The sequence below is a fragment of the Nonomuraea sp. NPDC004702 genome, assembly GCF_053601695.1.
Genome location: NZ_JBSGCE010000002.1, coordinates 345,672 through 372,457, shown reverse-complemented (window position 1 = coordinate 372,457; position 26,786 = coordinate 345,672). Strand labels below are relative to the sequence as shown.

The window sequence follows — 26,786 nt, the reverse complement described above, 5'->3', positions numbered from 1 at the left end:
GTCACTCCTCCTCACAAGCTGCGGGTTGCAGGAATCGGGACAGGACGTTCCGGGTGATTCGCCTGATGTCACCGTCACAGCAGGCGAGGCTGGTCACCCAGTTGACGGATCCGGCGGCGAACACCGCGCCGCCGGATCCGAGCAGTCGCAGGGTCATGTCGGCGCGTACGGCCCGCGCGCCCGAACCGGCCTCCTCGGTGGGGGGCCGGTAGTGGTGGCCGTGGCCGCCCGCGGAGGTCGCGAGCACCAGGGTGTCCGGCGGGGTGCCGAGCTCGGGCGCGGCCCGGTCGATCTCGTCCCCCGCCGCCCCGCCGAGCGCGAGGCCGCAGCAGCCCACCGGGTCGGTCCCGACGCCCTCGAACACCCAGGACGCCTCCTCCCGGCGGCTGTCGGGCAGGCGGGTGTAGCCCGGGGCGGGCCCCCAGCCCTGGGCGGCGAAGCCGACGCCGAGCAGCTCCTGCGGCGCCAGGCCGCGGTGCCGCCAGAGGCCGCCGGGCTCGCCGGTGGAGGTCAGCACGTCCTCGCCGGGCTCGTCGTCCCACCAGTCGCCGACGTGGCCGCGGCGGACCTCGATGGCGTGCGGGTGGCGGGGGTCGACGCCGGTCACCCAGTAGAACCCGTTGCCGCCCAGGTACATGAGCCGGCCGCCGCCGGACACGTACGCGGCGAAGGCCGCGCGTTCGGGGGCGGTGACGTACTCGGGGTGGCTGCCGGTCAGGACGACGCGGTAGGCGGACAGCAGGTCGGCGCCGCCTTCGTGCACGTCCTCGTCGGCCAGCACGTCGAAGGCGAAGCCCGCCGAGCGCAGCCAGCGCAGCAGCAGCAGGTCGGCGGCGAAGTGGCGCGGCGCGCCGGTCATCCACCAGCGGTAGTCGGGGGTGAGGTTGAGCACCGGGCGGCGTCTGGAGGAGTGGGTGACGTGGCCGCCCTCGCGCCGCTGGTCGTACAGGGACAGGCCGAGCTCGCGATGCTCGTTGAGGTAGGCGTCCACCGGGGAGAGCGTGATCACGCGGTCGGTGACCTGCCGGTAGTCGCCGAAGTACTCGGCCTCGCTGGACTGCCGGTGGTTGGCGTAGGCGAGGTAGGTGAAGGTGGGCAGGACGACCGCGACCGGGCTCCTGCGCGTCGCGTCCGGGCGCGCCACCACCGGCAGCACGCACGACTGCCCCCGGGTCCGCAGGCGGACGCCGAGCACGGTGGAGCCGGCGTCCTGCGGGACGGTCAGCTCGCACGTCACCGGCCAGCGGGCGTCGTCGAGGTCCTCCGGGCTGACCTGGAGCGCGGTGCGGGCGTCGCCGCCCGGCCCGAGGAGCCCGGCCAGCGGCCGGTTGACGGCGCGCGCGTGGTGCCCGTTGCCGCTGACGTCCGGGACGACGGGCGCGCCGGGGCCGGCGGACGGGTCCCACAGGGCCAGCAGCTCGGGGCCGAGGTGCTTGACCAGCTCCGGACCGGTGGTCAGGTCGGTCAGCGGAACGCGGCCGGGCATGGCGAGCGGGCCTTCGGTCAGCATGGGCAGGGCGATCCGGCCCGCGTACGGATGCTCGTCGCCCGCCCCGATCAGCAGCTCGCCCGACGGGGACGGCAGCGGCAGGCGGGCCCGCCCGGCGCTCACGCCCGTGGTGCGGAAGTCGTTCAGATGCAGCACGGTCATCAGCGGCGCCGCCTCCCACGCCACGGCCAGCAGCGACCACTCCCCCGCCGGGACGGCCGAGCGCAGCCGGCAGCCCATGCTCCCCGACGGCGTCAGCACGGTCGCCTCCGGCCGGCCCTCCTCGTCGAGCGCGAGCAGCAGCCGCCATCCGGCGGCCCCCAGCCGGGCCACGACCTGGCGCGGCCCGAGCCGCTTCGGCCGGATCCAGAGGGCGAGGCCGCCCCTGGCGGGCGTCGGCACCGAGGCCGCCTCCAGCCGGGAGCCGGGCCGCAGGGGCCGCGGCGCGATCGTCACCGGCACGGCCGGGGTCAGGTCGCCCTCCCGGACGAGGTCCACGAGGGTGACGTCGGCGTCCCCGTCCGGGCCGGAGGCGTGCACGGCCAGCGGCTCCCCGGGCGCCGCGGACCAGCGGTCGGCGTACCCCATCAGGCGGGGTTCCCGGTCGACGGCCATCACGCGTCTCCTCGCCGGTAGGGGATGCCGACGTAGGCCGGCATGCGGAGCCGTTGGGCGACCGTGACCAGCACCAGCAGCGTGGTGAGGTACGGCGTGGCGTACACGAGCTGGGTGGGCACCGAGTCGGTGCCCTGGAAGACCGCGAAGGCGGCGGCGCCGAGCAGCGCCAGCGTCGCGGCCGGGCGCAGCCGCGTGCGGACGAGCGCGACCGCCGCGACCCAGGCCAGCACGGCCCCGAGCAGCAGCAGCACGTGCACCGCGCTCGCCTGGCGCAGTTGCAGCGCGTCGGCGTAGCCGAACAGCAGCGCCCCCGCCGCCGTGCCGGACGGCCGCCAGTTGCCGAAGATCATGGCGGCCAGGCCGATGAAGCCCCGGCCGCCGGTCTGGCCCTCGCGGTAGACCGTCGAGGAGACGGTGACCAGGTAGGCCCCGCCGAGCCCGGCCAGCCCGCCGGAGACCAGCACGCCGTAGTACCGCATCCGCAGCACCGGGACCCCGAGCGAGTCCGCCGCCGCCGGGTGCTCGCCCGCCGACCGCAGCCGCAGCCCGAACGCGGTCCGCCAGAGCAGCACGAAGCTGACCGGGACCAGCGCGACGGCGACCACGGTGAGCAGCGAGACCTCGTGCAGGAAGCCCCGCACGATCCCGGCGAGGTCGGACACCAGGAAGAACCGGCCGCGCTCCAGCGCGCCGAGCAGGTCGGCCGTGCCCCCGCCGCCCGCCAGGACGGGCACGCTGACCGTGCCGATCGACCCGCTCACCGGCGGCGACTGGGTGGCCCCCGCCCCCGGCAGGCCGCTGAAGGCGATGACCGACATGAACCGGGCCACGCCCACCGCCAGGATGTTGATCGCGATGCCGCACACCACCTGGTCGACCCCGAAGGTGACGGTGACGACCGCGTGCAGCAGCCCGGCCGCGACCCCGCCGAGCGTGCCGGCCAGCACCCCGGCCCAGACGCCGAACCCGTACCCGGCCCAGGCCCCGCAGACCGTGCCGATGATCATCATGCCCTCGATGCCGAGGTTGGCGACGCCCGCGCGCTCGCTCCACAGGCCGCTCAGCCCGGCGAGCCCGATCGGGACCGCCAGCCGCAGCGCCGCCCCCACGACGCCCGACCCGGTGAGCTCGTCGGCGCCGGTGAACACCCTGACCACCGACATCGCCAGCAGCAGGACGAGCGCGGCCCGCCACCACCGGTACCGTCCCGCGCTCATGCGGTCGGCTCCAGCGCCGGGGACGCCTGCTCCCGTACGAGCCGCTCGGCCCGCCGGCGTTCCATCCGCCGCGCCACCTCGTAGGCCACCACGACACTGAGCACGATGACGCCCTGCATGATCGTGACGATCTCCTTGGGGATGCCCTCGATGTCGAGGATCAGCGCCGACCGTTCCAGGAACCCGAAGAGCAGGGCGGCCAGCGCGATGCCCGCGGGCGTGTTGCGGCCGAGCAGGGCCACGGCGATCCCGGTGAAGCCCGCGCCGGAGGGGAAGTCCATGCCGTACCGGTAGGTCTGGCCCAGCAGGTCGGGCAGCCCGGCCAGGCCCGCCAGGCCGCCGGACAGCAGCATCGTGACGAGGATCATCCGGCGCGGGTCGATGCCCTGGACGCGCGCCGCCACCGGGTTCAGGCCGCCGGCCCTCAGCTCGTAGCCGTAGCGGGTGCGGGTGAGCAGCACGTGCACCGCCACCCCGAGCACGACCGCGCCCAGCGTGGCCGAGCCGAGCTGGTCGCCCGACGGCAGCGTGAGCTGCGGCAGCCGGGCCGACGGCGGCAGCTCCCGCGTCGAGCCCGAGGTGCTGCCGGCGGCGAAGACCTCGGCCAGCAGGTAGGCGACGACGGCGGTGGCGACGTAGTTCAGCAGCAGCGTGGACAGCACCTCGGAGACCCCGCGCCACACCTTGAGCACCGCGGCGATCCCCGCCCACAGGGCTCCGGCCAGCACCGCGACCAGGCAGACGAACGCCAGGTGCAGCGGGCCCGGCAGCCGCACGGCCGCCCCGGCGACCGCCGCGAACAGCGCGGCCACGTGGTACTGGCCCTCGACCCCGATGTTGAACAGCTTCATCCGGAAGGTGACGGCCACGGCGAGGGCGGCGAAGAAGTAGACGGCCGCCCGGTTCACCGCGGAGACGAGCGAGTCCGGCCGGACCCCGAACTCCAGCATCGTCAGGTACGTCCGCCCCGGCGCGGCCCCCACCGCGGCCAGCAGCGCGGTGGCGACCGTGAGCGCGATCAGCAGCGCGAGCGCCGGGACGGCGAGCACGCCCAGCGCTTCCCGTCCCGCCGCCCGCGCCCGGCTCACCGGCTCTCCGCCGGCCTGGCGGGCACCTTGATCTCGCCCGAGACGATCCGCTTGCGCAGCTCCTCCAGCCGCGGCTGGATGTCGGCGAGCTCGCCGCCGCTGGTGGCGTAGCCGACCCCGCCCTCCTTGAGCCCGAACTCGCGCACCCCGGCGATCGGCCGCCCCGCCACCGCGTCCCGGACGATGCTCAGCACCGCGACGTCGAGCTGCTTGGTGGCGCTGGTCAGGATCACCCCGGCGAGCCCGGGATCGACCGTCTTGCGCTGGTCGACGTCGACGCCGATCGCCCACTTGCCGGCCGCCTTGGCCGCCTGGAAGACGCCGAGCCCGGACGCCCCGGCGGCGTGGTAGACGACGTCGGCGCCGCCGTCGTACATGCCGCGGGCCGCCTCCTGGGCCTTGTCGGGGGCGGAGAAGCCGCTGAAGTCGGGCGGCTGGGACATGAACACGCTGGAGAGCTGGATGCCGGGTTTCACCGCGCGGGCGCCGGCCGCGTACCCGGCGAGGAACTTCTCCTGCGGCGGCGTCTGCACCCCGCCGACGAAGCCGATCCTCCCGCTGGCGGACTTGAGCGCGGCCGCCGCGCCGACCAGGTAGCTGGCCTGCTCCTCGCGGAACACCACGTTGGTGACGTTGGGCAGCTTCACGGTGGCGTCGTCGATGATGACGAACTGGGTGCGGGGGAAGGCGGGGGCGACCTTGGCCAGCGGCTGGGCGTAGAAGAAGCCGACGGCCAGCACCGGGTTGTGGCCGGTCTGGGCCAGCAGCCGCAGGATCTCCTCCAGATCGGACCCGGCGGCGTTGGGGCTGAGCTCCTTGGCCGCGACGCCCAGCTCGGCCTTCGCGCGGTCGACGCCGGCCCCCACCGAGTCGTTGAAGGATCTGTCGCCGCGCCCGCCGCGGCTGAAGGCCACGCCGACCGAGGTGGCGCCCTTCTTCCCGGCGGCGGGACTGACGGCGCCGCAGGCGGCCAGCGAGCACAGCGCCGCGAGGACGGCGAGGGCGCGGACGAGCACAGGGGCAACGGCTAATCGGGGCACTGGGGCACCTCTCAGACGGGACGCCCGCGCCCGGCGCGGGCCCTGGCGGCCTGCCTCCGCAGGCCGATCCTGGCCGGTGCGTTCCCGGCTCCAGCGACCATCATGAATAGTCGTCAGACAAGCGTCAATACTTCTCTGAGAAATCGGCCATGGCGTGCCGTTCCAGCCACGCGGCCACCCCGTCGTCGTCGTTGGAGGCGGTCACCTCGCCCACCGCGCCGAGCACGGCGGGATGGGCGTTGGCCACCGCCACCGCGGTTCCGGCCCAGGTCAGCATGGGCAGGTCGTTCGGCATGTCGCCGAAGGCGATCACGTCGGCGCTGCCCAGGCCGAGCCGGGACGCCATCGACTCCAGGGCCGCGGCCTTGGTCACGCCGGACCGCATGACCTCGCAGAACACGTCGGCCGAGATGGTGACCTCGCAGCCGGTCAGCAGCCCGCGCACGGTGTCGTAGTACTGGCGGGCGGCGCCTTCGAGCTGGACCATGAGCTTGCCGACGTCGTGCCGGTCGATCTCGTGCTCCAGGCGGGGCACCCGGCGCGCGTCGCGGGCCAGCGGCTCGGGCAGGTGGAAGGCGTCCTCCAGGAGCAGTTCGAGGCGGCACTCGGCGCCCAGGCGCACGCCGGGGAACCGGTCGCGCAGCAGCGCCAGCGTCGCGGCGAGCGGCTGCCGGTCCAGCGGGCGGTAGTCGACCACCTCCTCGCTGCCGAAGTCGAAGGTGATCGAGCCGTTGCCGCAGACGGCGACGGCCGCGTGGTCCAGGGCCGCGGCCACCGGGCGGGTGTCGCGGACCGGCCGCGCGGTCGCGATGACGAACACGTGCCCGGCGGCGCGGGCCCGGCGCACGGCGGTCCTGGTGCGCTCGGAGACCTGGCCGCGGGAGTCCAGGAGCGTCCCGTCGAGGTCGCACACGATCATCCGGCGGCTCACGGCGTGACGTCCTTCCCGACGCGCGACTCGATGACGTCGAGCGCCCCGGCGGCCAGGATGCCGCCGATGGTCTCGGCCAGGCCGCGCCGGGCCGCCAGCCCCTGCACGACCACCAGGCTCTCGGTCAGGCCGGTGCCGGCCCGCCAGGACCGTTCCGGCATCGACCCGGCCACCCGCGGCAGGTCGCGGATGGTGGTGCGCACGGTCAGCAGCACGTGGGCCGCTCCCCCGTCGACCGAGGCCAGCAGCCGCGCGACCCGCTGGATCGCGGCGCGCCTGCGGGCGTCCCGCCAGGCGGCGGGGCTCGCGACGACCTGCGGGAAGCAGGTGCGCAACGTGGCGACGACCCGCAGGTCGTGCTCGTCCAGGGCGGAGCCGGGGCCGTCGGTCTCGATGACGGCGTCGGCCAGCTCGGGGACCTTGGCCTCCGTGGCGCCGAACGACGGGACTATCCGTACCGGCAGCGGCACGCTCTGGAAGAACTGCCGGGAGATCTTCGGGAAGCCGGTCGCGACCCGGGCCCCGGCGGGCAGGCCGGCGGCGTCCACGGCGGGATGCCCGGCGGGGACGGCGAGCACCAGCCGCCAGGGCGGCACGCACCCGCTCGCCTCGACCAGCTCGACCTTCGCGCCGGTCTCCTCGATCCAGTCGGTGCCGGTCACGCCGAAGTCGAAGACGCCTCGCTCCACGGCGAGCGGGATCTCGCGCGGCTTGTGGAAGGCCACCTCGACGCCGCCGTCGTAGGTGATGCTCGCCCGGTAGCTGCGCTCGGACGGCCGGCGCACCTCCAGCCCGGCCGCGGCGAACAGGTCGAGGACGGGACGCTCCAGGAACGTGCCCTTGGGCAGCGCGAGCGAGACCATGCAGTCCTCCTCGGAACAGGGGGACCGGCCCCCGGCGACTGGGCGTGCGGCGCGCACCGGCAAGCGTTCCCGTCCGGGCGGGTGGCGGCAAGTGAACCATGGTGGTGGCCGAAGGTTGACTTCGCTTCCTGACCAGTGTTCGCGATGATGGAAAAGGGGGGTTCACGGGAGAGGAAACGACGAGTGTCCACATGCCTGACCCTCCTGCCCGCCGTCGACGTGCGCGGCGGCCGGGCCGTCCGCCTGCTGCGCGGCGAGTCGGGATCCGAGACCTGGTACGGCGACCCGCTCGACGCGGCGCTGGCCTGGCAGGACGCGGGCGCCGACTGGGTGCACCTGGTGGACCTGGACGCCGCCTTCGGCACCGGCTCGAACCGGGCGCGGATCGCCGAGGTCGTCGGCGCCCTGGACATTCCGGTCGAGCTGTGCGGCGGCGTGCGCGACGACGCGAGCCTGGCGGCGGCGCTGGCCACCGGCTGCGGCCGGGTGGTGCTCGGCACCGGCGCGCTGGAGCGTCCGGCGTGGGTGGCGGAGGTCATCGCCAGGCACGGCGACCGGGTGGCCGTCGAGCTGGACGTCTGGGGCACCACCGTGCGCAGCCACGGCTGGACCCGCGACGCCGGCGAGCTGTACGAGACCCTGGCCCGCCTCGACGCGGCCGGCTGCGCCCGGTACGTCGTCACCGACATCGCCAGGGACGGCACCCTCGGCGGCCCCAACCTGAAGCTCCTGCGCGACGTCTGCGCCGCCACCGGGCGGCCCGTCGTGGCCTCCGGCGGCATCTCCAGCCTGGACGACCTGCGCGCCGTCTCCTCCCTGACCCCGCTCGGCGTCGAGGGCGTGGTCGTGGGCAAGGCGCTGTACGCCGGCCGGTTCACCCTGCGACAGGCCCTGGACGCGGTACGCAAACCGGAGTCCTAGACCGGCCGCATGGCCAGCGCGCGCAGGGCCAGCTCGACCATGCCCGAGCCGGGCGACTCGGCGGCCAGGCGGCGCAGGGCGTCGCCGTCCAGCCAGCGGGCCTCGTCGAACTTGTCCTGCTCGATCGCGGGCCGGGTCAGGTCGCCCTCGACCGTGGCCAGCACGTCGATCTCGCGGCGCAGGCCGCCGTCGCCGCCGGTCCAGTCGAAGACGTCCACCAGGCCGCCCACCCGCAGCAGCCGCCAGCCGGTCTCCTCCGCGATCTCCCTGGCCAGCGCCGCGCACAGCGTCTCGCCCCGCTCGACGTGCCCGCCGACGATGTCCCAGCAGCCGGGGAAGAGCCGCACGTGGGCCGCCCGCCGTTGCAGGAACACCTCGCCGAGCGGGTTGAACAGCACGGCGCCGACCACGCAGCGCACGCCCGTGGCGGACGCCTCCCGCTGGATCGACTCGAACTCCGCCGGATGGGGGGCGCAGGTCATGCGGTCTCCTGGTGCGCGTAGTAGGTGGCGTAGAGCTCGGCGAACGGGCCGTCGCGGCGCAGCAGCTCGTCGAACCGGCCCTGCTCGGCGATCTCGCCGCCGTGCAGCACGAGGACGCGGTCGGCGCGCCGGATGGTGGACAGCCGGTGGGCGATCACCACGACCGTGCGGCCCGCGCACAGCCGGGCCAGCGCGTCCTGGATGCCGCGCTCGGTCAGCGGGTCGACGCTGGCGGTCGGCTCGTCCAGCAGCAGGATGTCCGGCTCGCGGACGAACATCCTGGCCAGGGCGATGAGCTGCCGCTGCCCGACCGACACGCCCTGACCGCCGGCGGCCAGGCGGTCGTCCAGGGACATCGGCATGCTGCGGTCCCACACGCGGTGGCCGATCCGCTCGACGGCCCGGACGACGTCGTCGCGGCCGGCGCCGGGGCGGCCGTAGGCGATGTTCTCGGCGAGCGTGCCGGCGAAGATGAACGGGTGCTGCGGGACGACGCCCACCCGCCGCCGGTAGGCCCGCAGGTCGAGGGTGCGGATGTCGCGGCCGTCCACCAGCAGCTCGCCGCCCTGGAAGTCGTAGGCGCGGGCGATCAGCTTGGCCAGCGTGGACTTGCCGCCGCCGGTGTGCCCGACGACCGCCACCGTCTCGCGGGCGGCGAGGCGCACGTCGAAGTCGCGGAACACGGCGGCGCCGGAGCCGTACCGGAAGTGCAGGCCGCGCGCCTCGATCGCGCCGGTCAGCTCGGTCACCGGCGCGTTGCCGCTCTGGACGACGGCGTGGTCGCTGTCGATCAGCGCGAACACCCGCTCGGCGGCGGCCAGCCCCTGCTGGAACAGGCTCCAGAACGAGGCGGCCTGGGTGACCGGCTGCCAGAGCATGCCGAGCGCCTGGAGGGCGAAGTACCACTCGCCCGCCGAGAGCCTGCCGATCACCGCGAACCGCCCGCCCTGGTACAGCACGACCGCCGTGGCCAGGCCCGCCAGCAGCGTCAGCACCGGCAGGATGACCGCGTAGATGAGCCCCTGCCGGACGTAGACCCGGTACGACAGCCGGTTGACGTCGTCGAAGTCGTCGTGGACGGCCCGCTCGCGGCCGAAGCTCTTGGCGACCGCGATGCCGAGCATGGTCTCGTGCACGTTGGCGTTGACCTTGGCCATCACCCGCCGCGTGGCCGCCGCCGCCGTGCGGGCCACCCGGCGGAAGGCCAGGGCGGTGCCCAGCAGGAACGGCAGCGCCGCCAGGATGACCAGGCCGAGGCCGGGGTCGATCCAGAACACCACGCCGCCGAGCAGCACCACCAGGAAGAGCTGGCTGATCAGGTTGAGGGTGAGGGTGAGCACCGAGCCGAAGCCCTCGGTGTCGCCGGTGACCCGGCTGAGCACCTTGCCGACCGAGTTCTCGTCGTAGAAGGCGACGTCCTTGGCGAGCGCGGCGTCGGCGGCCTCGCACTGCAACTGGTAGACCATGCCGCCCACCAGCCGCGCGGTGATCGCCTGGCGGGCCCAGTTCATCGCCCAGGCCAGCACCGCCGCCGCGACCACGAACAGGCACAGCAGCAGGCCGGGGCCGCTGCCGCCGCCGGCCTGGTCGATCAGGCGCGAGACGACGATCGGCACGGAGGCGGTCAGCAGCACCGAGCCCGCGACGAGCAGGGCCGAGCCGATCATGCCGGCGCGGTGGGCGCGCAGCTGCCGCAGGATGCGGGCCAGCAGGCGGCGGTTGCCGTACACGCGGTCGTAGGCGTCGGCGTGCAGGCCCGCGAACAGGTCGCTCACGGGCGCCGCCGATCCTGGGCGTCAGCCACTGTAGATCTCCCGGTAGAGCGCGCAGCGCGCCATCAGTTCGTCGTGCGAGCCCTGGTCGACGACCCGGCCGCCGTCCAGCAGCAGGATGAGGTCGGCGCGGCGGATCTGGCCGGGGCGGTGCGAGACCAGCACCGTCGTGCGGCCCGCCGTCGCGCGCTCGATCGCCTCGGTGATCGCCGATTCGGTACGGGCGTCCACGGCGCTGGTCGCGTCGTCGAGGGTGAGGATGCGCGGCTCGGTCAGCAGGGCCCTGGCGATGGCCAGCCGCTGCCGCTGCCCGCCGGACAGCGTCGTGCCGCCCTCGTTGAGCACGGTGGCGTAGCCGTCGGCCATCCCCTGGACGAACTCGTCCGCGCACGCCTGCTTGGCGACGCGCAGGACGTCCTCGTACCCGGCGGCGTGCGGGGCGCCGAAGGCGATGTTGTCCAGCACGCTCTTGGAGAACAGGAAGATCTCCTGGTCCACGTGGCCGATCTGGCGGCGCAGCGCGCCCGGCTCCCACTCGCGCACGTCACGTCCGTCGATCAGCACCCGGCCCTCGGTGGCGTCGTACATGCGGTTGACCAGTTTGATCAGCATGCTCTTGCCGCTGCCGGTGGGGCCGACGACGGCGAGGGTGCGGCCGGCGGGCAGGTGGAAGGAGACCTCGCGCAGGATGTCGCGGCCCTCGTGGCGCAGCGACACCCGGTCGAAGGTGATCGTGCCCTCGACGGCGGCCGTGCCGCCGCGGGTGTCCTCGCGCTCGCCGGGGGCGCCGTCGATGATCTGCCGCATGCGCGCGGCGGCCGCGAAGCCCTCCTGGATGACCGGCACGGCCTGCTCGGACATGGTGACGGGCTGCGCGAACAGCAGCAGCCAGCCGAGATAGGTCACCACCTGGGACAGCGCCAGCTCGCCCTGCGAGTAGAGGTAGAGCGAGTGCAGGGAGCCGGTCACCATGGCGAGGGCGAAGCTCAGCGCGGGCAGGTAGACCGCCTGCGCCCGGCCGCGCCGGACGAAGGCGTCCCGGTAGGCGGCGGCGGCCGATCTCAGGGCGTGCCGCTCGAAGTCCTCCTGCGTGGCGGCCTTGACCGTGGCGATGCCCGACAGCGTGGTGGAGAAGCGTTCGTTGAGGTCGGCGAAGGTCTCGCGGGTGCGCATGACCAGCGGGTAGAGCCGGCGCAGGTGGTAGCGCAGCGCGTAGGCGAAGACCAGGACCAGCACGCCGGGGGCCAGCAGCAGCCGCGGGTCCAGCGAGGCGATGAACAGGATCGGCACCAGCAGGGCCAGCACGCCGTTGGCGGCGGTGGCGGCCCCGGGGCTGAGCATGTAGTCGACGAGCCTGGCGTCGTTGATGGCGCGGGCCAGGATGTCGCCGATGCGCTGCTGGTCGTGGAAGGCCATGCGCTTGGTGAGCAGGCTGCGGTACAGCTCGTCGCGCACGTCCCGCTTGACGCGCTGGGCGACGACCTCCATCGAGCCGTTCGACAGCAGGTCGGCGACGAACCGGCCGGCCGCCAGCAGCGCGGCCGCCAGCGCCGCCACCCCGACCGCGCCGAGGTCGTGGCGCGGGCCGGTGGCCTCGGCGAACGCCGCGCCGATCTGCACGGGGACGAGCGTGGAGCACAGGCTCGCCGCCGCGGCGGCCACGGTGAACAGCAGCAGCGACGGCCGGTGCCGGCGCAGGTGACCGGCGATCCACCGGCCCACCCCCCGCGACCCGGCCCGATCACGTGCGGCGGCCTGATCCCGCGTGGCGGCCGGATCCCGCGTGGCGGCCGGATCAGGTGACCCGGCCGGATCCCGCGACGCGACCGGCCGCCCGCCCGCGGCCGGTCGCGCCCGCTCGGTCATTCCTCCCCCTCCTCGTCGGCGGCCCGGCCTAGGCCGAGGCCCGGACGGACCCGGTCAGCAGGCCGAGGCCGTTCGTGGCGGCGGTGTTGAGCTCGGCCATCACCCGGTCGCACAGGGCGGAGGCGGCCAGCGCGTCGGAGACCGACGGCACGCCCTTGACCGGAGGACGGCCGCCCGTCTGGGGCTCGGCCGACCGCTGCGCGCAGGCGTCCACGAACGCCTGGAGCTCCGGCCCGAAGCCGCTGCGCCCCCACCCGTGGTCCAGGTTGCGGGTGGCGTGCAGCTCCTGGCCGTACGGCACGCCGTCGGACAGTTCGAGCGTCACCCGTTCCAGCGACGGCGCGCTGTACCGGCTGCCGTCCATGCCCTGGACGGTGACGCCCACCATGAACCGCTTGACGTGGTTGCCCATGCGCAGCGTGGACAGCGAGCCGTCGTGGTGGCGCAGGAACAGGTTGATCTGGAACCGGTCGGCGTCGCCGGCGATGGCGTGCGCGTCCACCTGGACGACCGGCGACGGCACGAACCAGCGGGCCAGGTCGAGGGCGTGCACCCCGTTGTGCCGGATCCACGCCTCCAGGGTGGTGTCCACCCCCCACTGCGGCGCGGACGGGTGGCGGCTGTAGAAGTCGATGGTCACCGAGCACGGCGTGGCCCGGATCTCCTCGCTCAGCTCGTGCAGCCGCTGCAGGGTCTCGGCGTAGCGGAAGTTGAAGCCCACCTGGACGTGCCGCCCGCTGCGCCGCACCACGTGCTCCAGGTCCTGGAGCGCGGGCGTGGACGGCCCGGCCGGCTTCTCGACGAAGCAGTCCACCCCGCGCTCGGCGAGCTGCCGGACCAGCAGGTACGACGGCTCCGGCGGGACCGCCAGCACGGCGGCGTCCACCATCTCCAGGTCGAGCTCGTCCACCGAGGAGACGCAGGTCGCGCCGCCGGCCAGCGACTGCACGTCGGCGGCCAGCGACAGGTCGGGGTCGACGCAGGCCACGACCTGGTGGCCGCGGATGCGTTGCAGGAACGGGAACAGGTTCTGCTGCATCTGGCGGCCGCAGCCGACCAGGGCGAGGCGCAGGAGGTCAGCCACGGCCGGCCCCCGCGGGCGCGCTCCACGCCTCGAACGCCTGCCGCACCCGGTCGCGCAGGTCACCCCAGTCGATGTCGCGGTGGGCCAGGCACACGAAGGACGGGTGCCCTTCGAGCAGCAGGATGCCGACCCCGGCCAGCTCGGCCAGCAGCGACTCGCGCCGCTCCTTGTCGCCCAGCAGCCCCACGTCGTGGTAGACGAGCTCGAACATGCCGCCGCCGAGCACCGGACGGGCGCCCACCAGGGCCTCGACCCCGGCGTCCGCGGCGGCCGCGGTGAAGGCGGCGGCCACCTGCGTGCCGATCCGGCCGAGCTCGGCCCAGCCGTCCGGCGAGTCGCCGACGGGCTTCTCCAGGATGTCGCGGGTGGCCAGCGCCGCGTAGACGGCGATCATCTCCTTGGAGAACGTGCCGCTCAGGCGGGCCTTCTCGGCCAGCGCGAGCAGGTCGGCGTCACCGGCCAGGATGCTCAGCGGGGCGCCGTTGGCCAGCGCCTTGCCGATCACGATCAGGTCGGAGCCGAGGGCGTTGTCGTGGTCGTAGCCGAGGGGCGAGATGCGGCCGCCGGTCTTGGTCTCGTCGAAGACGGTGAGCAGGCCGGCCTCGCGGCACATGGCGACGGCCTGGCGCAGCACGTCGGCCGTGGTGAAGGAGGCCAGGTAGGCGTCGAAGACGAAGCAGCCCAGCCGGCCGCGGTGCCGTTCCAGCAGCTCGGCGAGGGATTCCAGGCGCAGGTCCACCCAGTTGGCCACCGGCTCGGACTCGCCGACGCCGCGCATGCCGTCGGTGTAGCGCAGCTTCTCCCGCAGCGGGGAGTGCAGCGGCTCGTGCCACTTGAGCGAGTCGGCGATCTGGGAGTCGTGCCAGCCGACGTAGCCGCTGCGGATGATGCCGAGCCGGCCGGTGCGCATCGCGGCCAGCCGGAAGGCGGCGGTGACCGCCTCGGAGGCGGTCTTGAAGAACGCGCCGCGGTCGCCGGGCCGCTCGCCGAGCAGCCGGTCGAGGTATTCCTGGTGGAACGTGGTGTAGCCCGGCAGCATGACTCCGTTGCCGAGATAACCACAGAGAATTTCGTTGAACTGGGCGTCCGCGTGACCGATTATCACTGGGCCATAACCCATGACGAAATCGATGTACGGTACGCCGTTCGCGTCGGACACCTCGCCCCGCCGCCCCCGCGAGAACAAGAGCTGCTGCCCCGCGGACCTGAACTTACGCGTGATCTTCGAGTGAGCTATGCGCTCATATTCCGACAACGATCCTCCCCCCATTGGGATTCTAATTAGGCTCGGAATTTCAATTTCTGAAGACAGTACCGTCCGGTCGCCGGGACCCGTCAAGTACTCTTTCTTCCAGTGCTCCAGGCAAGGGCGGACGACATATCAAGACCGCGAGAGCCACGTCAAGTGCTCCTTTTTCCAGGGTCACGCCGCCTTGACAGCGAGGTGCCCGCAATATCAAGTTGTGTGGGCCATTGTCGGCGGATGGAGGCGACGTGGATAACGGATCAGATCCGGGAACTCCGGCCGGCCGGGGCGAGCCGGATATCGTCGGGCGCAGTAAGCGTCTGTGGCTGCTGCCCGAGGGGCGGTGCCTGGTGCAGATAATCCCCAGCCTGCGCAGTTTCACGTACCACCGCGATGAAATCGTCGAGCGCACCGGGCCGCTCCGGCTCGATTTCTACGAAAGGGCGGCGGCCCGGCTGGCCGACGCCGGCGTGCCGTGCGCGTTCCGGGAACGCGTCTCGGCCGACTCGTACGTGGCCGACTACTGCCCGGCGCCGCCGTTCGAGGTGATCGTGAAGAACCGGGCCACGGGATCGACCACCCGCAAGTACCCCGGCCTGTTCGAGGACGGCGCCCCGCTGCCGCGCCCGGTCGTGAAGTTCGACTACCGGACCGACCCCGAGGACCAGCCGATCGGCGAGGACTACCTGCGGGCGCTCGGCCTGCCGGTGGAGGAGATGCGCGAGCTGTCCCTCGCCGTCAACGACGTGCTGCGGTCCTGGCTGCGCCCGCTGGAGGTGTGGGACTTCTGCCTCATCTTCGGCAAGACGGCCGACGGCGGGCTGACCGTCATCTCCGAGATCTCCCAGGACTGCATGCGCCTGCGCCACCAGGACGGCTCCCCGCTGGACAAGGACCTGTTCCGGGACGGCGTGGCGGGCGAGGAGATCGTGAACCAGTGGAGCCGCGTCCTCGATGTCATCACATGAGACCCCGGCCGCGCTGGTCACCGGCAGCAACCGGGGCAGCGGGCGGGCCATCGCCGAGGAGCTGCGCGAGCGCGGCTACCGCGTCTTCTCCCTGAACCGCTCGCTCGCGGGCGAGGACTGGCTCGGCGAGCACAGGTGCGACCTGGCGGACCCGGCGCAGATCGCGGAGGCGACCGCCCAGGTGCTCGGCGCGGCCGGCCGGCTCGACGTCTGCGTGTCCAACGCGGTGGACCGGGTGCTCGACCCGATCGCCGACCTGCGCGCCGAGGACTGGGAGCGGCTGGTCGCGATCAACCTGAGCGCCTGCTTCCACCTGCTCAAAGCCGTCCTGCCGGCGTTGCGGGCCGCCGGCGGGATGTTCGTCGCCATGGGCAGCCACGCCGGGACGCGGTACTTCGAGGGCGGGGCCGCCTACAGCGCCACCAAGGCCGGGCTGAAGGCGCTGGTCGAGACGCTGCTGCTGGAGGAGCGGCGCAACGGGGTGCGCGCCTGCCTGGTCTCGCCGGGCGCCATCGCCAACCTCGACGGCGACGGCTCGCCGCACAAGATGAGCACCCGGTCGGTGGCCCGCTGCGTGGCCACCATCGTCGACTCCTGGCCGGACGACCTCGTGGTGGGCGAGATCGAGGTGCGGCCGTCCTCCCTGCCCGAGCCGCCCGTCGTCGGCATCGACCGGCTGCTGCACGTGTGACCCCGCCGCCCCGCCGTCCCCGCCGCGCCCGTCAGGAGGAATCATGATCTCGCTCGCCCTGCCGAAGGGCTCGCTGGAGCGGCGGGCCCTGGAGCTGTTCGCGACCGCGGGGCTGCCCGTACGGCGGCGCTCGGACCGCTCCTACCGCGGCACGGTGGACCACTCGGGCGTGTCGCACGTGGCCTTCTACAAGCCGCGCGAGATCCCCCTGGTCGTCGGCGACGGCACCTTCGACCTCGGGCTGACCGGCGCCGACTGGGTGGAGGAGACCGGGGCCGAGGTCGAGGTGGTGGAGTCGTTCGACTACTCCAGGAACACCGAGCGGCCGTGGCGGCTGGTGCTCGCGGTGCCGTCCGGCCACCCCGCCCGCAGCGCCGCCGACCTCGACGACGGGGTCAGGGTGGCCACCGAGTACCCGAACATCGGCCGCCGCTTCTTCCGCGAGGCGGGACGCCGGGCCGAAGTGGTCGTGTCCTACGGCGCGACCGAGGCCAAGATCCCCGAGCTGGCCGACGCCATGATGGACGTCGTGGAGACCGGCCACTCGCTGCGCCAGAACGACCTGCGCGTCATCGAGACCGTGCGGACCTGCGGCGCGCAGCTCGTCGCCAACCCGGCCGCCTACGCCGACCCGGCCAGGCGCGGCGTGATCAGGAACCTCGCCCTGCTGCTGCGCGCCGCCTGGGTGGGCCCGGCCCACGTGCTGCTGACCGTGCGCGCCCCCGCCGACCGGCTGGCCGAGGTGGTGCCCGCGATGCCGGACCGGTCGTGGCGCGCGGGCGCCGACCTCGCGGACGGGACCATGGTCGTGCTCCAGGGCGTCCTGCCCAGGCGGGAGGTGCCCGAGACGATCGACGCGCTGCTGTCGGCCGGGGCCGTCAACGTCACCGAGTCGGGCATCGGCATCTTCGCCACGGGGGAAGCGGGTTGATCGGCGCCGCCGGCATGGCGAAGATCGGACGTGGGAACCCTGGCCCGCGGAGCGCAGTGCGAAGGAGACTCATGGACCCCCGGTCGGCGGCGAAGATCACGGAGGCGTCCCCGCGGCGCTCCCCCTGGCTGACGATCCTGCTCGTCTACGTCGGCGGGGTCGTCGGCGCGATGAGCCTCGGCAAGTTCTCCTCGGTCGGGCCCGCGATGGCGGCCCAGCTCGGGCTGTCGCTGTCGGAGCTGGGCTGGGTGATCTCGGCGGTGGTCGGCGTCGGGGCCGCGGTCGGCCTGCCGGCGGGCTATCTCGTCCGCCGCTTCGGCACCGGGCGGTCGCTGGTCACCGGGCTGGTCCTGATCGCGGCGGCGGGCGCGGCGAGCATGGCGGCCAACGACTTCGCCTGGCTGCTCGTCGCCCGCGGCGTCGAGGGCGTCGGCTACGTCCTGGTCACCATCTCCTGCCCGGCGCTGATCCTGCGCCTGGCCCACGAGCGCGACCGGGGCACCGCCCTGTCGGTCTGGGCGACGTTCGTCCCGGTCGGGCTGGGGGCCAGCACGCTGGCCGGCGGCGCGGCCGGCGACGCGCTGGGGTGGCGCGGCTGGACCGGCCTGATCGCCGGGCTGACGCTGCTGGTCGCCGCGGTGACGTGGGCGCGGCTGCCGCGCGGCGGCGCGGCGCAGGCGGCCGGCCCGGTGCCCCGGGCGCGGGCGCTGACCTGGCCGGGCGTGCTGGCCGCGGCCTTCTGCCTGACGGCGCTGGTGACCATCCCGGTGATCGTGCTGCTGCCCACGCTGCTCATCGAGCAGTACGGCCGCTCGGCCGCCGCCGCGGGCGCGCTCACCTCGGTGATCTCGCTGCTCGGCGTGGCCGGCGGGCTGGCGGTGGGCGTCCTGCTGCGCAGGGGCGTACGGGTCGGCGTGCTGGCCCTGTCCGGCTTCCTCGTCGTGCCGGCCGCCTGGATCCTGTACGCCGGCGGCTCCGCCGGGGGCGCGCTCACCGGCGCGGGCGTCATCTCCATGGAGAACGGCTTCCTCGGCGCCCTGGTCTTCGCCGCGCTCCCCCTCATCCTGGAGCGCCTCGACCACGCCGACGTCGGCAACGGCGTCATCGCCCAGGCCGGCAGCCTCGGCTCCCTGCTGGGTCCCCCGCTGTTCGGCCTGGTGGCGAGCGAGTTCGGCTACCGGGCCCTGATCCCCGTCATCGCCGTCGGCATCGTCGCCGCCGTCGGCGCCCTGCTGCTGATCGGCCGGCGGGCGGCCCGGCCGCTCCCAGCCGCCGACTGACCCGGCGAAGGGCCGGGAGCCCATCGCGGGATACGCAGGAAGGTGCGACCATGCGCGGACACGACCCGCTCGACGACACCGAACAGGCCCTGCTGCCCGCCCCGGCCCGGGGCCTGGCGGTCGCGCTGCTGCTGATCGCCGTGGCGGGCGTGTCGATGGTGCTGGTGTTCGGGCCTGGCGCGCAGCAGCCGGGGCATCCGGCGGCGCCGGCCGCGCCCGCCGGGGTGCCGCCCGCCCAGTCGATCCTGCGGCTGTTCCTCGCCGTGGCGGTCATCGGCGGGCTGGCCTCGCTGGGCGGCGTCCTGGCGCGCCGGGCGGGCCAGCCGTCCGTGGTGGGGCAGATGGTGGCCGGGCTGCTGCTCGGGCCGTCCGCGCTGGGCTCGCTGGCGCCGGGGGTGTCCGCGCTGATCCTGCCCGGCTGGGTCGCGCCGCAGCTCGAACTGCTGGCCCAGGCCGGGCTGGCGGTCTTCATGTTCACGGTGGGGCGGGAGTTCGACCCGGCCGCCCTCGGCCGGCAGCGCGTGGTCGTGGGGGTCGCCGCGCTGGCGATGACGGCCGTGCCGTTCGCCCTGGGAGCGGTCGCGGCGGTCCCGTTCGCCGGCGCGCTCGCCGGGCCGTCGGCGTCGGGCACGGCGTTCGTCCTGTTCGCCGGGACGGCGTTGAGCGTCACCGCGTTCCCCGTGCTGGCCAGGATCCTCCAGGAGGCCGGGCTGACCGTCACCCGGCTTGGCTCGCTGGCGATCCTGTGCGCCGGGCTGGCCGACGTGCTCGCCTGGTGCGCGCTGGCCGCGGTGATCGCCCTCGCGCACGCCGGCTCCCCGGCGGGCGTGCTGACCTCGCTGGGGCTGGCCGCCGCCCTGGTCCTGGCCGTGACCCTCGTCGTACGCCCCGCGCTCGCCGCTCTGGCGGCCCGGCATGCCGCCCGCCGGCTGCCCGCTCCGGCCGCGCTCGCGCTGGTCCTGGGCCTGATCTTCGCCCTGGCGGCGGCGACCGACGCCATCGGCGTGCACGCCATCTTCGGCGCCCTGCTGGCCGGGGTGGCCTTCCCCCGCGACGCCCCCGTGCTCGGCGCGGTGCCCGAACGCCTGGGCTCGCTCAACCGCGCGATGTTGCTGCCGGTGTTCTTCGCCTCGATCGGGCTGCGCACCGACGTGCATCTGGCGTTCGGCCACCCGGTGGTGCTGCTGGGCGGGGCGGTGCTGCTGGTGGCCGCCGTCCTCGGCAAGCTGGGCGCGGCCGGGGTGATCGCCTGGGCGGGCGGCATGCCGGGGCGCCTGGCGCTCGGCCTCGGCGTGCTCATGAACGCCCGCGGCGTCACCGAGATCGTCGTGCTCAGCACCGGGCTCGGCATGGGACTGATCGCGCCCGGCACGTTCACGGTGCTCGTGCTGATGGCCCTGATCACCACCATGATGACCGCGCCGGCCCTGCGCCGCCTCGGCCTCTACGCCTCGGCCAGGGCCGAGCCGCGGACGCCGCAACCGGCCTGAGCCGGCCGCGGCGTCCTCATGGCGGCGTCGTGGCGGGCCCTCATGGCGGCGTCCTCATGGCGGGGCCCTCATGGCGGGGTCAGTAGACCTCGCTCCGGTTGTTGACGAGCTCGTCGAGCATCGAGGTGGTGTCGGAGTAGCGCCCGGCCGCCGCGCCGCCGGGCGGCAGGGCGAGGGTGGCGAAGGCGTACCTGACCGCCTCGCCGACCGTGCGCACCCCGAGCCGCCGGACGAGCGGCGAGTCGAGCCGGGTGCTCGCGTTGACCTGCCGGGCCGCCAGGTCGAGCAGCGTGGCCAGCAGCTGGAACCGGACGGGCCCCGGTTGCGGGCCGCCGGCCGACAGCGCGGCGACGGCCTCGGCGTCGGCCAGCTCGCCGTCCCCCTGGCTGTCGAAGCGCTGGTCGGTGGCCTGGACGCGGGCCAGGAACTCGGCGGTGCGAGCCTCCTGGTGCGTCTTCCAGTAGCCGTGCGAGCGCGGGTCGCGGGTCGGGGCGACCTCGGTGACGGTCGTCGTGGCGGACGCCGTGGCAGGCTCGTAGACGCAACCGTTGGCGTTCCGGTACGCGGCGGCCGCCGTGTCGGGCAGCTCGGCGCCCTTCGTGAACAGCAGGCCGGGCCGGGCCGTGAACCCCACGGACACGTCCGCGCCGGGGTCGAGGGGGCCGAGCGTCCAGGTCAGGGTGGTGGTGCCGTCCGGGTTGCGGGTGACCCCGCCGGGCCGGGGGCCGGTGCCGCGGTCGAGCGCGCTGCTGTAGTAGACCTCCTTGGGCAGCGTGTCGGTGAGGACGACGCCGGTGGCCCTGCCGCTGCCGACGTTGGCCGCCCGCAGCCCGACGGTCATCGCCTCGCCGGCGTTCACCGTGGCCGGGGCGGTCTTGGTCAGGGTGAGCCGCGGCGCGTGCACGGTGGTGGCGGCCTCGGCGGTGTTGTCGCCCGTGTCGGCCTCGGGGCCGCCGGCGGTGTCCGTCGCGGTGGCGGTGGCCGTGTTGGTCAGGACGGCCGCGTCGGCCGTGTCGCACGGCACCGTGTAGGTGAACGTCTCGGTCGTGGACCGTCCGGCGCCGAGGTAGGGAACCTGGCGGGCCTGGGCCGGCCCGGTGGGCGGGGTGTCGGTCACGCCGACGGAGGCCGCCGGGCCGGTGCCGACGTTGTCCAGCTTCACCTGGTAGGTGAGGGTGTCGCCAGGTTCGGCGTCCCGCTTGTCGACGCTCTTGGCGGTGACGATGTCGGGGTCGTAGAGGTTGAAGAACGACATCTCCTGCCGTACGGCGGCGGTGAAGTCGAGCTCCTTCTCCGGCTCGCCGCCCGAGCCGCTGCAGGTGGGCGCGGAGACGGGGAAGCTGCTGCAGGCCCAGCCCTTGGCGTCGGGCGAGAGCGCGGCCCGGTACTTGAGGGCGGCCCAGTCGTCGTGGTCGCGCAGGGTCGTGCTGCCGCCGCTGGCGTTGACGTCCACGTTCACCGTCCCCGTGTCGATGAGCGGGGCGCCGGTGCCGGGGGCGGTGTTGTCGTTCCAGTTGATCGGCGCGTTGCCGGCGGCCGAGCGCAGCGGCCGGAACGTGCTGGTGGGGTTGGCGAGGTTGTCGGTCCACCAGAAGGTGTGGTCGGTGCCGTCGCCGATGCCGGCGGACTCGTTCAGCGTGCCCTCGGCGAGCGGGGGCAGGCGGCCGCTGGAGTAGCCGACCCGGATCGCGCCGATCTTCCAGTCCCTGAGCTGGTTGACCAGCAGCGGCGGCGGGCCGGTGGGGATGCCCGACTGGAAGAAGTAGTTCATGACGCTGAGGTAGTTGGGCTTCCACTGGTCGTTGACGTCGCCGCCGTGCCGCAGGCCCAGGGCGTGCCCGAGCTCGTGCATGATGGTCCCGGCCTGGTCCTGGACGGTGCCGACCTCGGCGTCGTCCCGGCCGGTCCCGACGGTGAGCACCTGCCGGTCGGTCGGGTCCGCGCTGGTGGTGTCGCACGTGCGGTCCGGGCCCACGTGGATCTGGGTGCCGATCACCACGTCGTCGCCCGCCGCGGCGGTCTGGAGCCGGCCGTCGCCGCCGTAGTCCACGCCGAAGTCGGCCACGCACATCGTCCGCCACGAGCCGAAGGTGACGATGAAGTCCTTGTTGTTGTCCCTGGTGGGCTCGCAGCACTGCCCCGACGTGCCCGGCGACGTCGAGCTCCCGGTCGCGGTGGTGACGACGAGGTCGTGGGCGAAGATCGCGTAATGGGCGTACCTGGCCAGCTCGGCGGGGAAGTCGGCGGTGCGCGCGTCGCGGAAGTCGCTGTCGTCGGCCAGGCCCATGGCGGCCTGCTCGGGCAGTTGCGTGCCCTGGAGGTAGACGAAGTCGACGCCGTCCCGGTGCGTCCCGGGGTACGGGCACGGGTTCTCGGCCTTGACCGGCGCGGCGTCGAAGGCGTTCCGGACCAGGATGATCGCGTCCGGTTTGGGCCGGTGGGAGTGCCTGGTGTCGGCCATGTAGTCGGCCTGCAGCACGATCGTCTTGCGGCACGGGTCCGCGCCGAGCGCCGGGAGGTCGGCGATGACCCCGCCGTTCCGGTCACGGATCCCGGACAGCTCGACGAGGTCGGGGATGCCGTCGTGGTCGGTGTCGGGCATCACGGTGGAGACGGTGAAGCCGATCCTGGTCTTCCTGCCGTCGTTGTCCCTGGGGAAGCCGTGGTCGCCGTCGCCCTCGGCGCACGTCTGGCCCTTCTGCCGCCCCTGGGAGTCGACGCACGGCGTGCCGAACTGCACGCCGTCGCCCGACAGGGTGCCCGAGCGCACGTCGTAGACGAGGTCGAGGTCGAGGTCGTCGTTCTGGGGGCTGATGTCCATGCGGTCGTCGTTGGTGTTGAGGCCGCCGTCGTAGTCCCAGAGGGCGACGGTGATGTTCACGGTCGGCTGGTCGCCGGGCAGGTCGGACTTGGTGAAGACCCAGCCGTCCGGAGCCTCGGGCAGGCCGAGGGGCTCGAACTCGTCGTCCTCGATGCGCGGGCCCGTTTCGAGCGGGCCGTCGGCGATCCTGACCTTCGGGTAGTAGTCGCCGTCGCCGACGCCTCCGCTGTCCGGGTCCTCGATCTGGCGGAGATAGTCGATGGAGAAGGTCAGCGAGAAGCCGGGGGCCGCGGCCGACGCCGGCGTGGCCAGCGCCGGGATCAGGGCGGCGACCAGCACGCCGATCGCGGCGAACGAGAGCGCCCGCGCCACCGCGCCGGCCCTTTCCGCCCGGTTCTCATGCCATGTGTGACGCTCACGGTGGTTCCTCCTGGGGTGTCGCTCTGAGGAGGATCGTCCGCGCGCGTTCCCATGACCGCATGAGTAACGGCTACTCAGCCCGCCGGACGGCGGTGAGCACCAGGACGTCGTAGTGGACGGTGAAGGCGCCGCCCGCCGCGTCGATCGCGGCCCCGATGCCCGCCAGCAGCGCGCTGCGCCGCTCCGGCGGCAACCCGGTGACCGGGCCGTGCGTGGGCACCTGCGCCAGCCACTCGTCGCGGGTGTAGTCGCGCTCCCACGCGTAGTCCCACCGCTCGGGCTCGCCGAACGCGCCCGCCGCCCGGACGCCGTCGGCGATCTTGTCGAGCAGCGACGTGTACATGCCCACGGCCGGGCCGGCCTGGCCGAGCGCCGGCAGGCCGGGCAGCACCCGGCGGTAGACCTCGGCGAAGGGCTCGGCCAGGGCGTCCGGCGTCTGGAAGACGTTCCAGAACAGCGCCAGCCTGCCTGCGGGCCGCAGCACCTGGGCCGCCTTGGCCGCGCCCGCGACCGGGTCGATCCAGTGCCAGGTCTGCCCCGCGACGACCGCGTCGAACGTGCGCCCGGCCGGGTCCCAGGACTCGAAGGCGGACACGTCCACCTCGATGCCGTCGCGCCGGGCCAGGTCGGCCATGCGCGGGTCCACGTCCACGCCGGAGACCCGGCAGCCGGCCGCCTGGAACTGGCGGGCCGCGATGCCCGTGCCGATGCCGACGTCGAGCACGTCGGGGCCGGGGCTCGACTCGGCGATCCGGGTCACCATCTCCTCGGGGTAGCGGGGACGGGTGCGGTCGTAGCGGTCGGCGTCGGCGCCGAAGGACTCGGCCATCCGCCGGTGCAGGTGCGGCTCGTTCTCGGAGGTGTTAGTGGGCATGCGCCCACTCTAATGGGCACGTGCCCACTCGTCTACCCTGAACGGGATTCGCCGAGAAAGGAGACCGGCCCGGTGCCCACCGGCATAGCCCTCCGCGACGTGCGCGAACAGCTCTTCGACGCCGCCGAGCGCATCCTGCTCCGCGACGGGCCCAACGCCCTGACCAGCCGCGCGGTCACCACCGAGGCGGGCTGCGCCAAGGGCGTGCTCCACCGCCACTTCGCCGACTTCGACGCCTTCCTCGCCGAGCTGGTGACCGACCGCATCCGCCGCGTCGAGGCCCAATCCGCCGCCCTGCGGGCCAGCGCGGGCACCGGCACCGTCGCGGGGAACCTCACGCTCGCGCTGCTGGAGCTGTTCGGCTCGGTCGCCGTGGCCGTCGTCAGCCTCGTCATCTCCCGCGACGGCCTGCGCGCCCGCCTGCGCCAGGCGGGGTCGGCCGGCCTCCCGCTGCTCGGCGAGGCCACGACCATGATCGCCGCCTACCTCGCCGCCGAGCGCGAGATGGGCCGCATCGCGGTCGACGCCGACGTCGACGCCCTCGCGCTCACCCTGATCGGCAGCGCCCACCTGCTGTTCGCCGGCCGCGAGGACGACCCGCCCGACGCCGCCGTCGTCGAGTGGATCGTCACCACGGCCATCGCCGACGCCGTCCAGCGCCGCCTGCTCTGAACCCCCGCCTCACCGGGCCGCGGCCGCCCCCAGGGCGATGGGCCACACGACCAGCAGGTACGCCTCCGACGGCTGGTTCGACGGCGTCGGCCGGTCCCGGCGACGGCCGTGGACGCGCAGGCCGTACCGCCCGGCGCCCTGGGGCGTCAGGTCGATCGGCTCGTCGGCGACGCCCTGCACGCGCATCACTCCGGTGGTGGTGACGAACTCGACCTCCTCGCTCTCCTCCCAGCCTCGGGCGGCCGCCGCGGGCGGGCCGTCCTGCCAGTTCACGTGCAGGCCGACGCGTCCCGCGCGCTTGGCCGTACGGATGAGCAGCGAGTCGGGGGCGGCGGCGACCAGCCCGTCCGGCAGCGGCGGCGGGACGGCGGTGTCCTGGAAGGGGTTGACGATCCGGATCCGGTGGTCGGCGGTCCCCACTGTGACCCGTACCGGATGCGGCAGCGCGGGCCGCTCGTCCCGGCCCGACGCCTTGCGGCCGCGCTCCGAGTGCGGGAGGCCGTGCTCGCGCGTCCATCGCCGGATGTCGGCCGACTTGTCGGGCAGGCCCAGCTCCTCGGCGACCCCGATGCCGAGCCTCGCCGCCGCCTCCGGCCCGGTCTCCACCGGCCAGACGGTCACCAGGTAGAACTCGAACGGCACCTTCGGCACCGCGGCCGGGTCGACGTCCCGGCCGCGGGCCTGCACGCGCATGCCGTAACGGCCCGGCCCCTGGGGGGTCAGGAGGGGCAGGGCGTCCGGCGGGGAGTGCATCATGCCGGACAGGCGCACCTCGCCGGTGAAGGTGACGAGCTCCACCTCCTCGCTCTCGTCCCAGCCCTCGGGGTCGAGGGGCGGGGCGGTCTCGGCGAGCCGTACGGTCACGTCCACGACGCCGGTGTGGATGCCCGTCCGGATCACGGCGGCGCCGGGCGCCGAGGCGGTCAGTCCGTTGGGGACGGTTCCCGGATGGGCGCGGCCCGGCTCGCCGACCACGATCTGGTGATGGGTGACGTGCACGTCGGCCCTGGCTCGGGCGGGAGGTAAGTGGATCATCCCCGGAAGCCTAGGGCCGGCCGCCCGGACGTGGCCCGCTGGAGGGATCTTGGGGCTACGATCTCCCCCGTAGCCCCTTTCGTCCGGAAGGCGTCGCGATGAGCGAACGTTCGCTGAACACCGATGTTCCGAGCCCCGCCCGTATCTACGACCTGTGGCTGGGCGGCAAGGACAACTACGAGATCGACCGGATGGTGAGCGAGCAGATCCTCGCCGCCGTGCCCGACCTGCCGGTGCTGGCCCGTACGAACAGGGAGTTCCTCGGCCGCGCGGTGCGGTACATGGCCGGGGAGGCGGGCATCCGGCAGTTCCTGGACATCGGCACCGGCATCCCCACCGCGGACAACACCCACCAGGTCGCCCAGTCAGTGGCCCCGGACAGTCACGTCGTGTACGTCGACAACGACCCCATGGTCCTGGCCCACGCGCGGGCGCTGCTGCGGGCCGCGCCCGCGGGGACGACCGCCTTCGTCGACGCCGACCTGCGCGAGCCCGGCAAGATCCTGGCCGCCGCCGCAGAGCACCTCGACTTCGACCGGCCGATCGGGCTGACCCTGCTCGGCGTCGTGGACTTCCTCCCCGACACCGGCCAGGCCCGCTCGATCATCGCCGAGCTGCTGGAGCCGATGGCGCCGGGCAGCCACCTGGCCATCTCGCACGGCGTGGTCGGCAGGCGGCTCGAAGAGGGCGTGCGGCACTGGAACGAGAGCGGCGGGGCGCCCATGACGCTGCGCAGCCTTGAGGAGGTCACGAGCTTCTTCGACGGGCTGGAGCTGCTGGCGCCGGGCGTGGTGCCGCTGCCGCGCTGGCGTCCCGTCCCCGAGACGCTGTACGCCGACCGCGAGGCCGTCTACTGCGCGGGCGTCGGCCGCAAGCGCTGACCGTCCCCGGCTTCGCGCCGGTCCGGGCGATGCCGCCTTGCCGACCGGCGTACGCCGCCTGGCGGGCCCGCGTACCCTGAGTCCCCGATCAACTTCACTGAGTGAC

General features: G+C 74.0%; 22 protein-coding genes. 8 read left to right on the top strand and 14 right to left on the bottom strand.

Annotation, left to right across the window (positions count from 1 at the left end; translation table 11 throughout):
* Position 1: 1 nt before the first annotated feature.
* From ACWEJ6_RS04265 to hisG (ACWEJ6_RS04240), 6 genes are all read right to left on the bottom strand, one after another.
* On the bottom strand, positions 2-2,104 hold the full coding sequence (locus ACWEJ6_RS04265) for a N,N-dimethylformamidase beta subunit family domain-containing protein (protein ID WP_452421130.1): 2,103 nt from the start codon (positions 2,102-2,104) through the stop codon (positions 2-4).
* Complete coding sequence (locus ACWEJ6_RS04260; protein WP_352349634.1) at positions 2,104-3,324, bottom strand: ABC transporter permease; 1,221 nt, start codon at positions 3,322-3,324, stop codon at positions 2,104-2,106. Before ACWEJ6_RS04260 ends, ACWEJ6_RS04265 begins: the two co-directional genes overlap by 1 nt.
* Positions 3,321-4,412 (bottom strand): ABC transporter permease, encoded by a 1,092-nt coding sequence (locus ACWEJ6_RS04255; RefSeq protein WP_387668404.1) that lies wholly within the window; start codon positions 4,410-4,412, stop codon positions 3,321-3,323. The genes ACWEJ6_RS04260 and ACWEJ6_RS04255 overlap by 4 nt, the downstream gene beginning before the upstream one ends.
* A complete protein-coding gene (locus ACWEJ6_RS04250; RefSeq protein WP_452421127.1) occupies positions 4,409-5,452 on the bottom strand; it encodes a BMP family lipoprotein in 1,044 nt (347 codons plus the stop codon). Before ACWEJ6_RS04250 ends, ACWEJ6_RS04255 begins: the two co-directional genes overlap by 4 nt.
* A gap of 124 nt (positions 5,453-5,576) precedes the next feature.
* On the bottom strand, positions 5,577-6,383 hold the full coding sequence (locus tag ACWEJ6_RS04245) for an HAD family hydrolase (protein ID WP_452421125.1): 807 nt from the start codon (positions 6,381-6,383) through the stop codon (positions 5,577-5,579).
* Entirely contained in the window at positions 6,380-7,246 is an 867-nt protein-coding gene (gene hisG / locus ACWEJ6_RS04240; protein WP_452421123.1) for an ATP phosphoribosyltransferase, read from the bottom strand. Before hisG (ACWEJ6_RS04240) ends, ACWEJ6_RS04245 begins: the two co-directional genes overlap by 4 nt.
* A 183-nt stretch (positions 7,247-7,429) precedes the next feature.
* Here hisG (ACWEJ6_RS04240) and priA point away from each other — a divergent pair, with 183 nt between their 5' ends.
* Positions 7,430-8,167: a bifunctional 1-(5-phosphoribosyl)-5-((5-phosphoribosylamino)methylideneamino)imidazole-4-carboxamide isomerase/phosphoribosylanthranilate isomerase PriA gene (gene priA, locus ACWEJ6_RS04235; protein ID WP_387668414.1), complete on the top strand. Its 738-nt coding sequence runs from the start codon at positions 7,430-7,432 to the stop codon at positions 8,165-8,167.
* On the opposite strand, the gene ACWEJ6_RS04230 is transcribed toward priA, so the two are convergent.
* The 5 genes from ACWEJ6_RS04230 to ACWEJ6_RS04210 are packed head-to-tail and all read right to left on the bottom strand — an operon-like array spanning position 8,164 to position 14,641.
* Entirely contained in the window at positions 8,164-8,649 is a 486-nt protein-coding gene (locus ACWEJ6_RS04230) for an NUDIX hydrolase (RefSeq protein ID WP_452421120.1), read from the bottom strand. The genes priA and ACWEJ6_RS04230 overlap by 4 nt on opposite strands.
* A complete protein-coding gene (locus ACWEJ6_RS04225; RefSeq protein ID WP_452421118.1) occupies positions 8,646-10,424 on the bottom strand; it encodes an ABC transporter ATP-binding protein in 1,779 nt (592 codons plus the stop codon). Before ACWEJ6_RS04225 ends, ACWEJ6_RS04230 begins: the two co-directional genes overlap by 4 nt.
* 21 nt (positions 10,425-10,445) lie before the next feature.
* Positions 10,446-12,287, bottom strand: coding sequence for an ABC transporter ATP-binding protein (locus ACWEJ6_RS04220; RefSeq protein ID WP_452421116.1), 1,842 nt, complete (start codon positions 12,285-12,287; stop codon positions 10,446-10,448).
* A gap of 28 nt (positions 12,288-12,315) precedes the next feature.
* Positions 12,316-13,371 carry a Gfo/Idh/MocA family protein gene (locus tag ACWEJ6_RS04215; RefSeq protein ID WP_452421114.1) on the bottom strand — a complete coding sequence of 352 codons (1,056 nt, stop codon included), beginning with the start codon at positions 13,369-13,371 and terminating at the stop codon, positions 12,316-12,318.
* Positions 13,364-14,641: an aminotransferase class III-fold pyridoxal phosphate-dependent enzyme gene (locus tag ACWEJ6_RS04210; protein ID WP_397164772.1), complete on the bottom strand. Its 1,278-nt coding sequence runs from the start codon at positions 14,639-14,641 to the stop codon at positions 13,364-13,366. Before ACWEJ6_RS04210 ends, ACWEJ6_RS04215 begins: the two co-directional genes overlap by 8 nt.
* Positions 14,642-14,865: 224 nt before the next feature.
* Between ACWEJ6_RS04210 and ACWEJ6_RS04205 the strand changes: the two genes are divergently transcribed.
* The 5 genes from ACWEJ6_RS04205 (at position 14,866) to ACWEJ6_RS04185 (ending at position 19,977) form a co-directional block, all read left to right on the top strand.
* A complete protein-coding gene (locus tag ACWEJ6_RS04205) occupies positions 14,866-15,585 on the top strand; it encodes a phosphoribosylaminoimidazolesuccinocarboxamide synthase (protein ID WP_452421112.1) in 720 nt (239 codons plus the stop codon).
* A complete protein-coding gene (locus ACWEJ6_RS04200) occupies positions 15,572-16,276 on the top strand; it encodes an SDR family oxidoreductase (protein WP_352349610.1) in 705 nt (234 codons plus the stop codon). Before ACWEJ6_RS04205 ends, ACWEJ6_RS04200 begins: the two co-directional genes overlap by 14 nt.
* Before the next feature lie 43 nt (positions 16,277-16,319).
* On the top strand, positions 16,320-17,207 hold the full coding sequence (hisG, locus tag ACWEJ6_RS04195) for an ATP phosphoribosyltransferase (RefSeq protein ID WP_387668430.1): 888 nt from the start codon (positions 16,320-16,322) through the stop codon (positions 17,205-17,207).
* Positions 17,208-17,278: 71 nt separating this feature from the next.
* Positions 17,279-18,487: an MFS transporter gene (locus tag ACWEJ6_RS04190; protein ID WP_452421109.1), complete on the top strand. Its 1,209-nt coding sequence runs from the start codon at positions 17,279-17,281 to the stop codon at positions 18,485-18,487.
* A gap of 50 nt (positions 18,488-18,537) precedes the next feature.
* Entirely contained in the window at positions 18,538-19,977 is a 1,440-nt protein-coding gene (locus ACWEJ6_RS04185) for a cation:proton antiporter (protein ID WP_452421107.1), read from the top strand.
* Positions 19,978-20,056: 79 nt separating this feature from the next.
* Here the strand turns inward: ACWEJ6_RS04185 and ACWEJ6_RS04180 are convergent, their stop codons facing one another.
* Both ACWEJ6_RS04180 and ACWEJ6_RS04175 read right to left on the bottom strand, forming a co-directional pair.
* Positions 20,057-23,170: a DUF7507 domain-containing protein gene (locus tag ACWEJ6_RS04180; protein ID WP_452421105.1), complete on the bottom strand. Its 3,114-nt coding sequence runs from the start codon at positions 23,168-23,170 to the stop codon at positions 20,057-20,059.
* 118 nt (positions 23,171-23,288) lie between these two features.
* Positions 23,289-24,092, bottom strand: coding sequence for a class I SAM-dependent methyltransferase (locus ACWEJ6_RS04175; RefSeq protein WP_452421103.1), 804 nt, complete (start codon positions 24,090-24,092; stop codon positions 23,289-23,291).
* A gap of 72 nt (positions 24,093-24,164) precedes the next feature.
* Here ACWEJ6_RS04175 and ACWEJ6_RS04170 point away from each other — a divergent pair, with 72 nt between their 5' ends.
* Positions 24,165-24,764 carry a TetR/AcrR family transcriptional regulator gene (locus tag ACWEJ6_RS04170; protein WP_397164783.1) on the top strand — a complete coding sequence of 200 codons (600 nt, stop codon included), beginning with the start codon at positions 24,165-24,167 and terminating at the stop codon, positions 24,762-24,764.
* Between the two features lie 9 nt (positions 24,765-24,773).
* Here the strand turns inward: ACWEJ6_RS04170 and ACWEJ6_RS04165 are convergent, their stop codons facing one another.
* On the bottom strand, positions 24,774-25,799 hold the full coding sequence (locus tag ACWEJ6_RS04165) for a hypothetical protein (RefSeq protein ID WP_452421101.1): 1,026 nt from the start codon (positions 25,797-25,799) through the stop codon (positions 24,774-24,776).
* Between the two features lie 98 nt (positions 25,800-25,897).
* On the opposite strand from ACWEJ6_RS04165, the gene ACWEJ6_RS04160 reads away from it, so the two are divergent.
* Positions 25,898-26,680 (top strand): SAM-dependent methyltransferase, encoded by a 783-nt coding sequence (locus ACWEJ6_RS04160; protein WP_387668446.1) that lies wholly within the window; start codon positions 25,898-25,900, stop codon positions 26,678-26,680.
* The last annotated feature ends 106 nt before the right edge of the window (positions 26,681-26,786 follow it).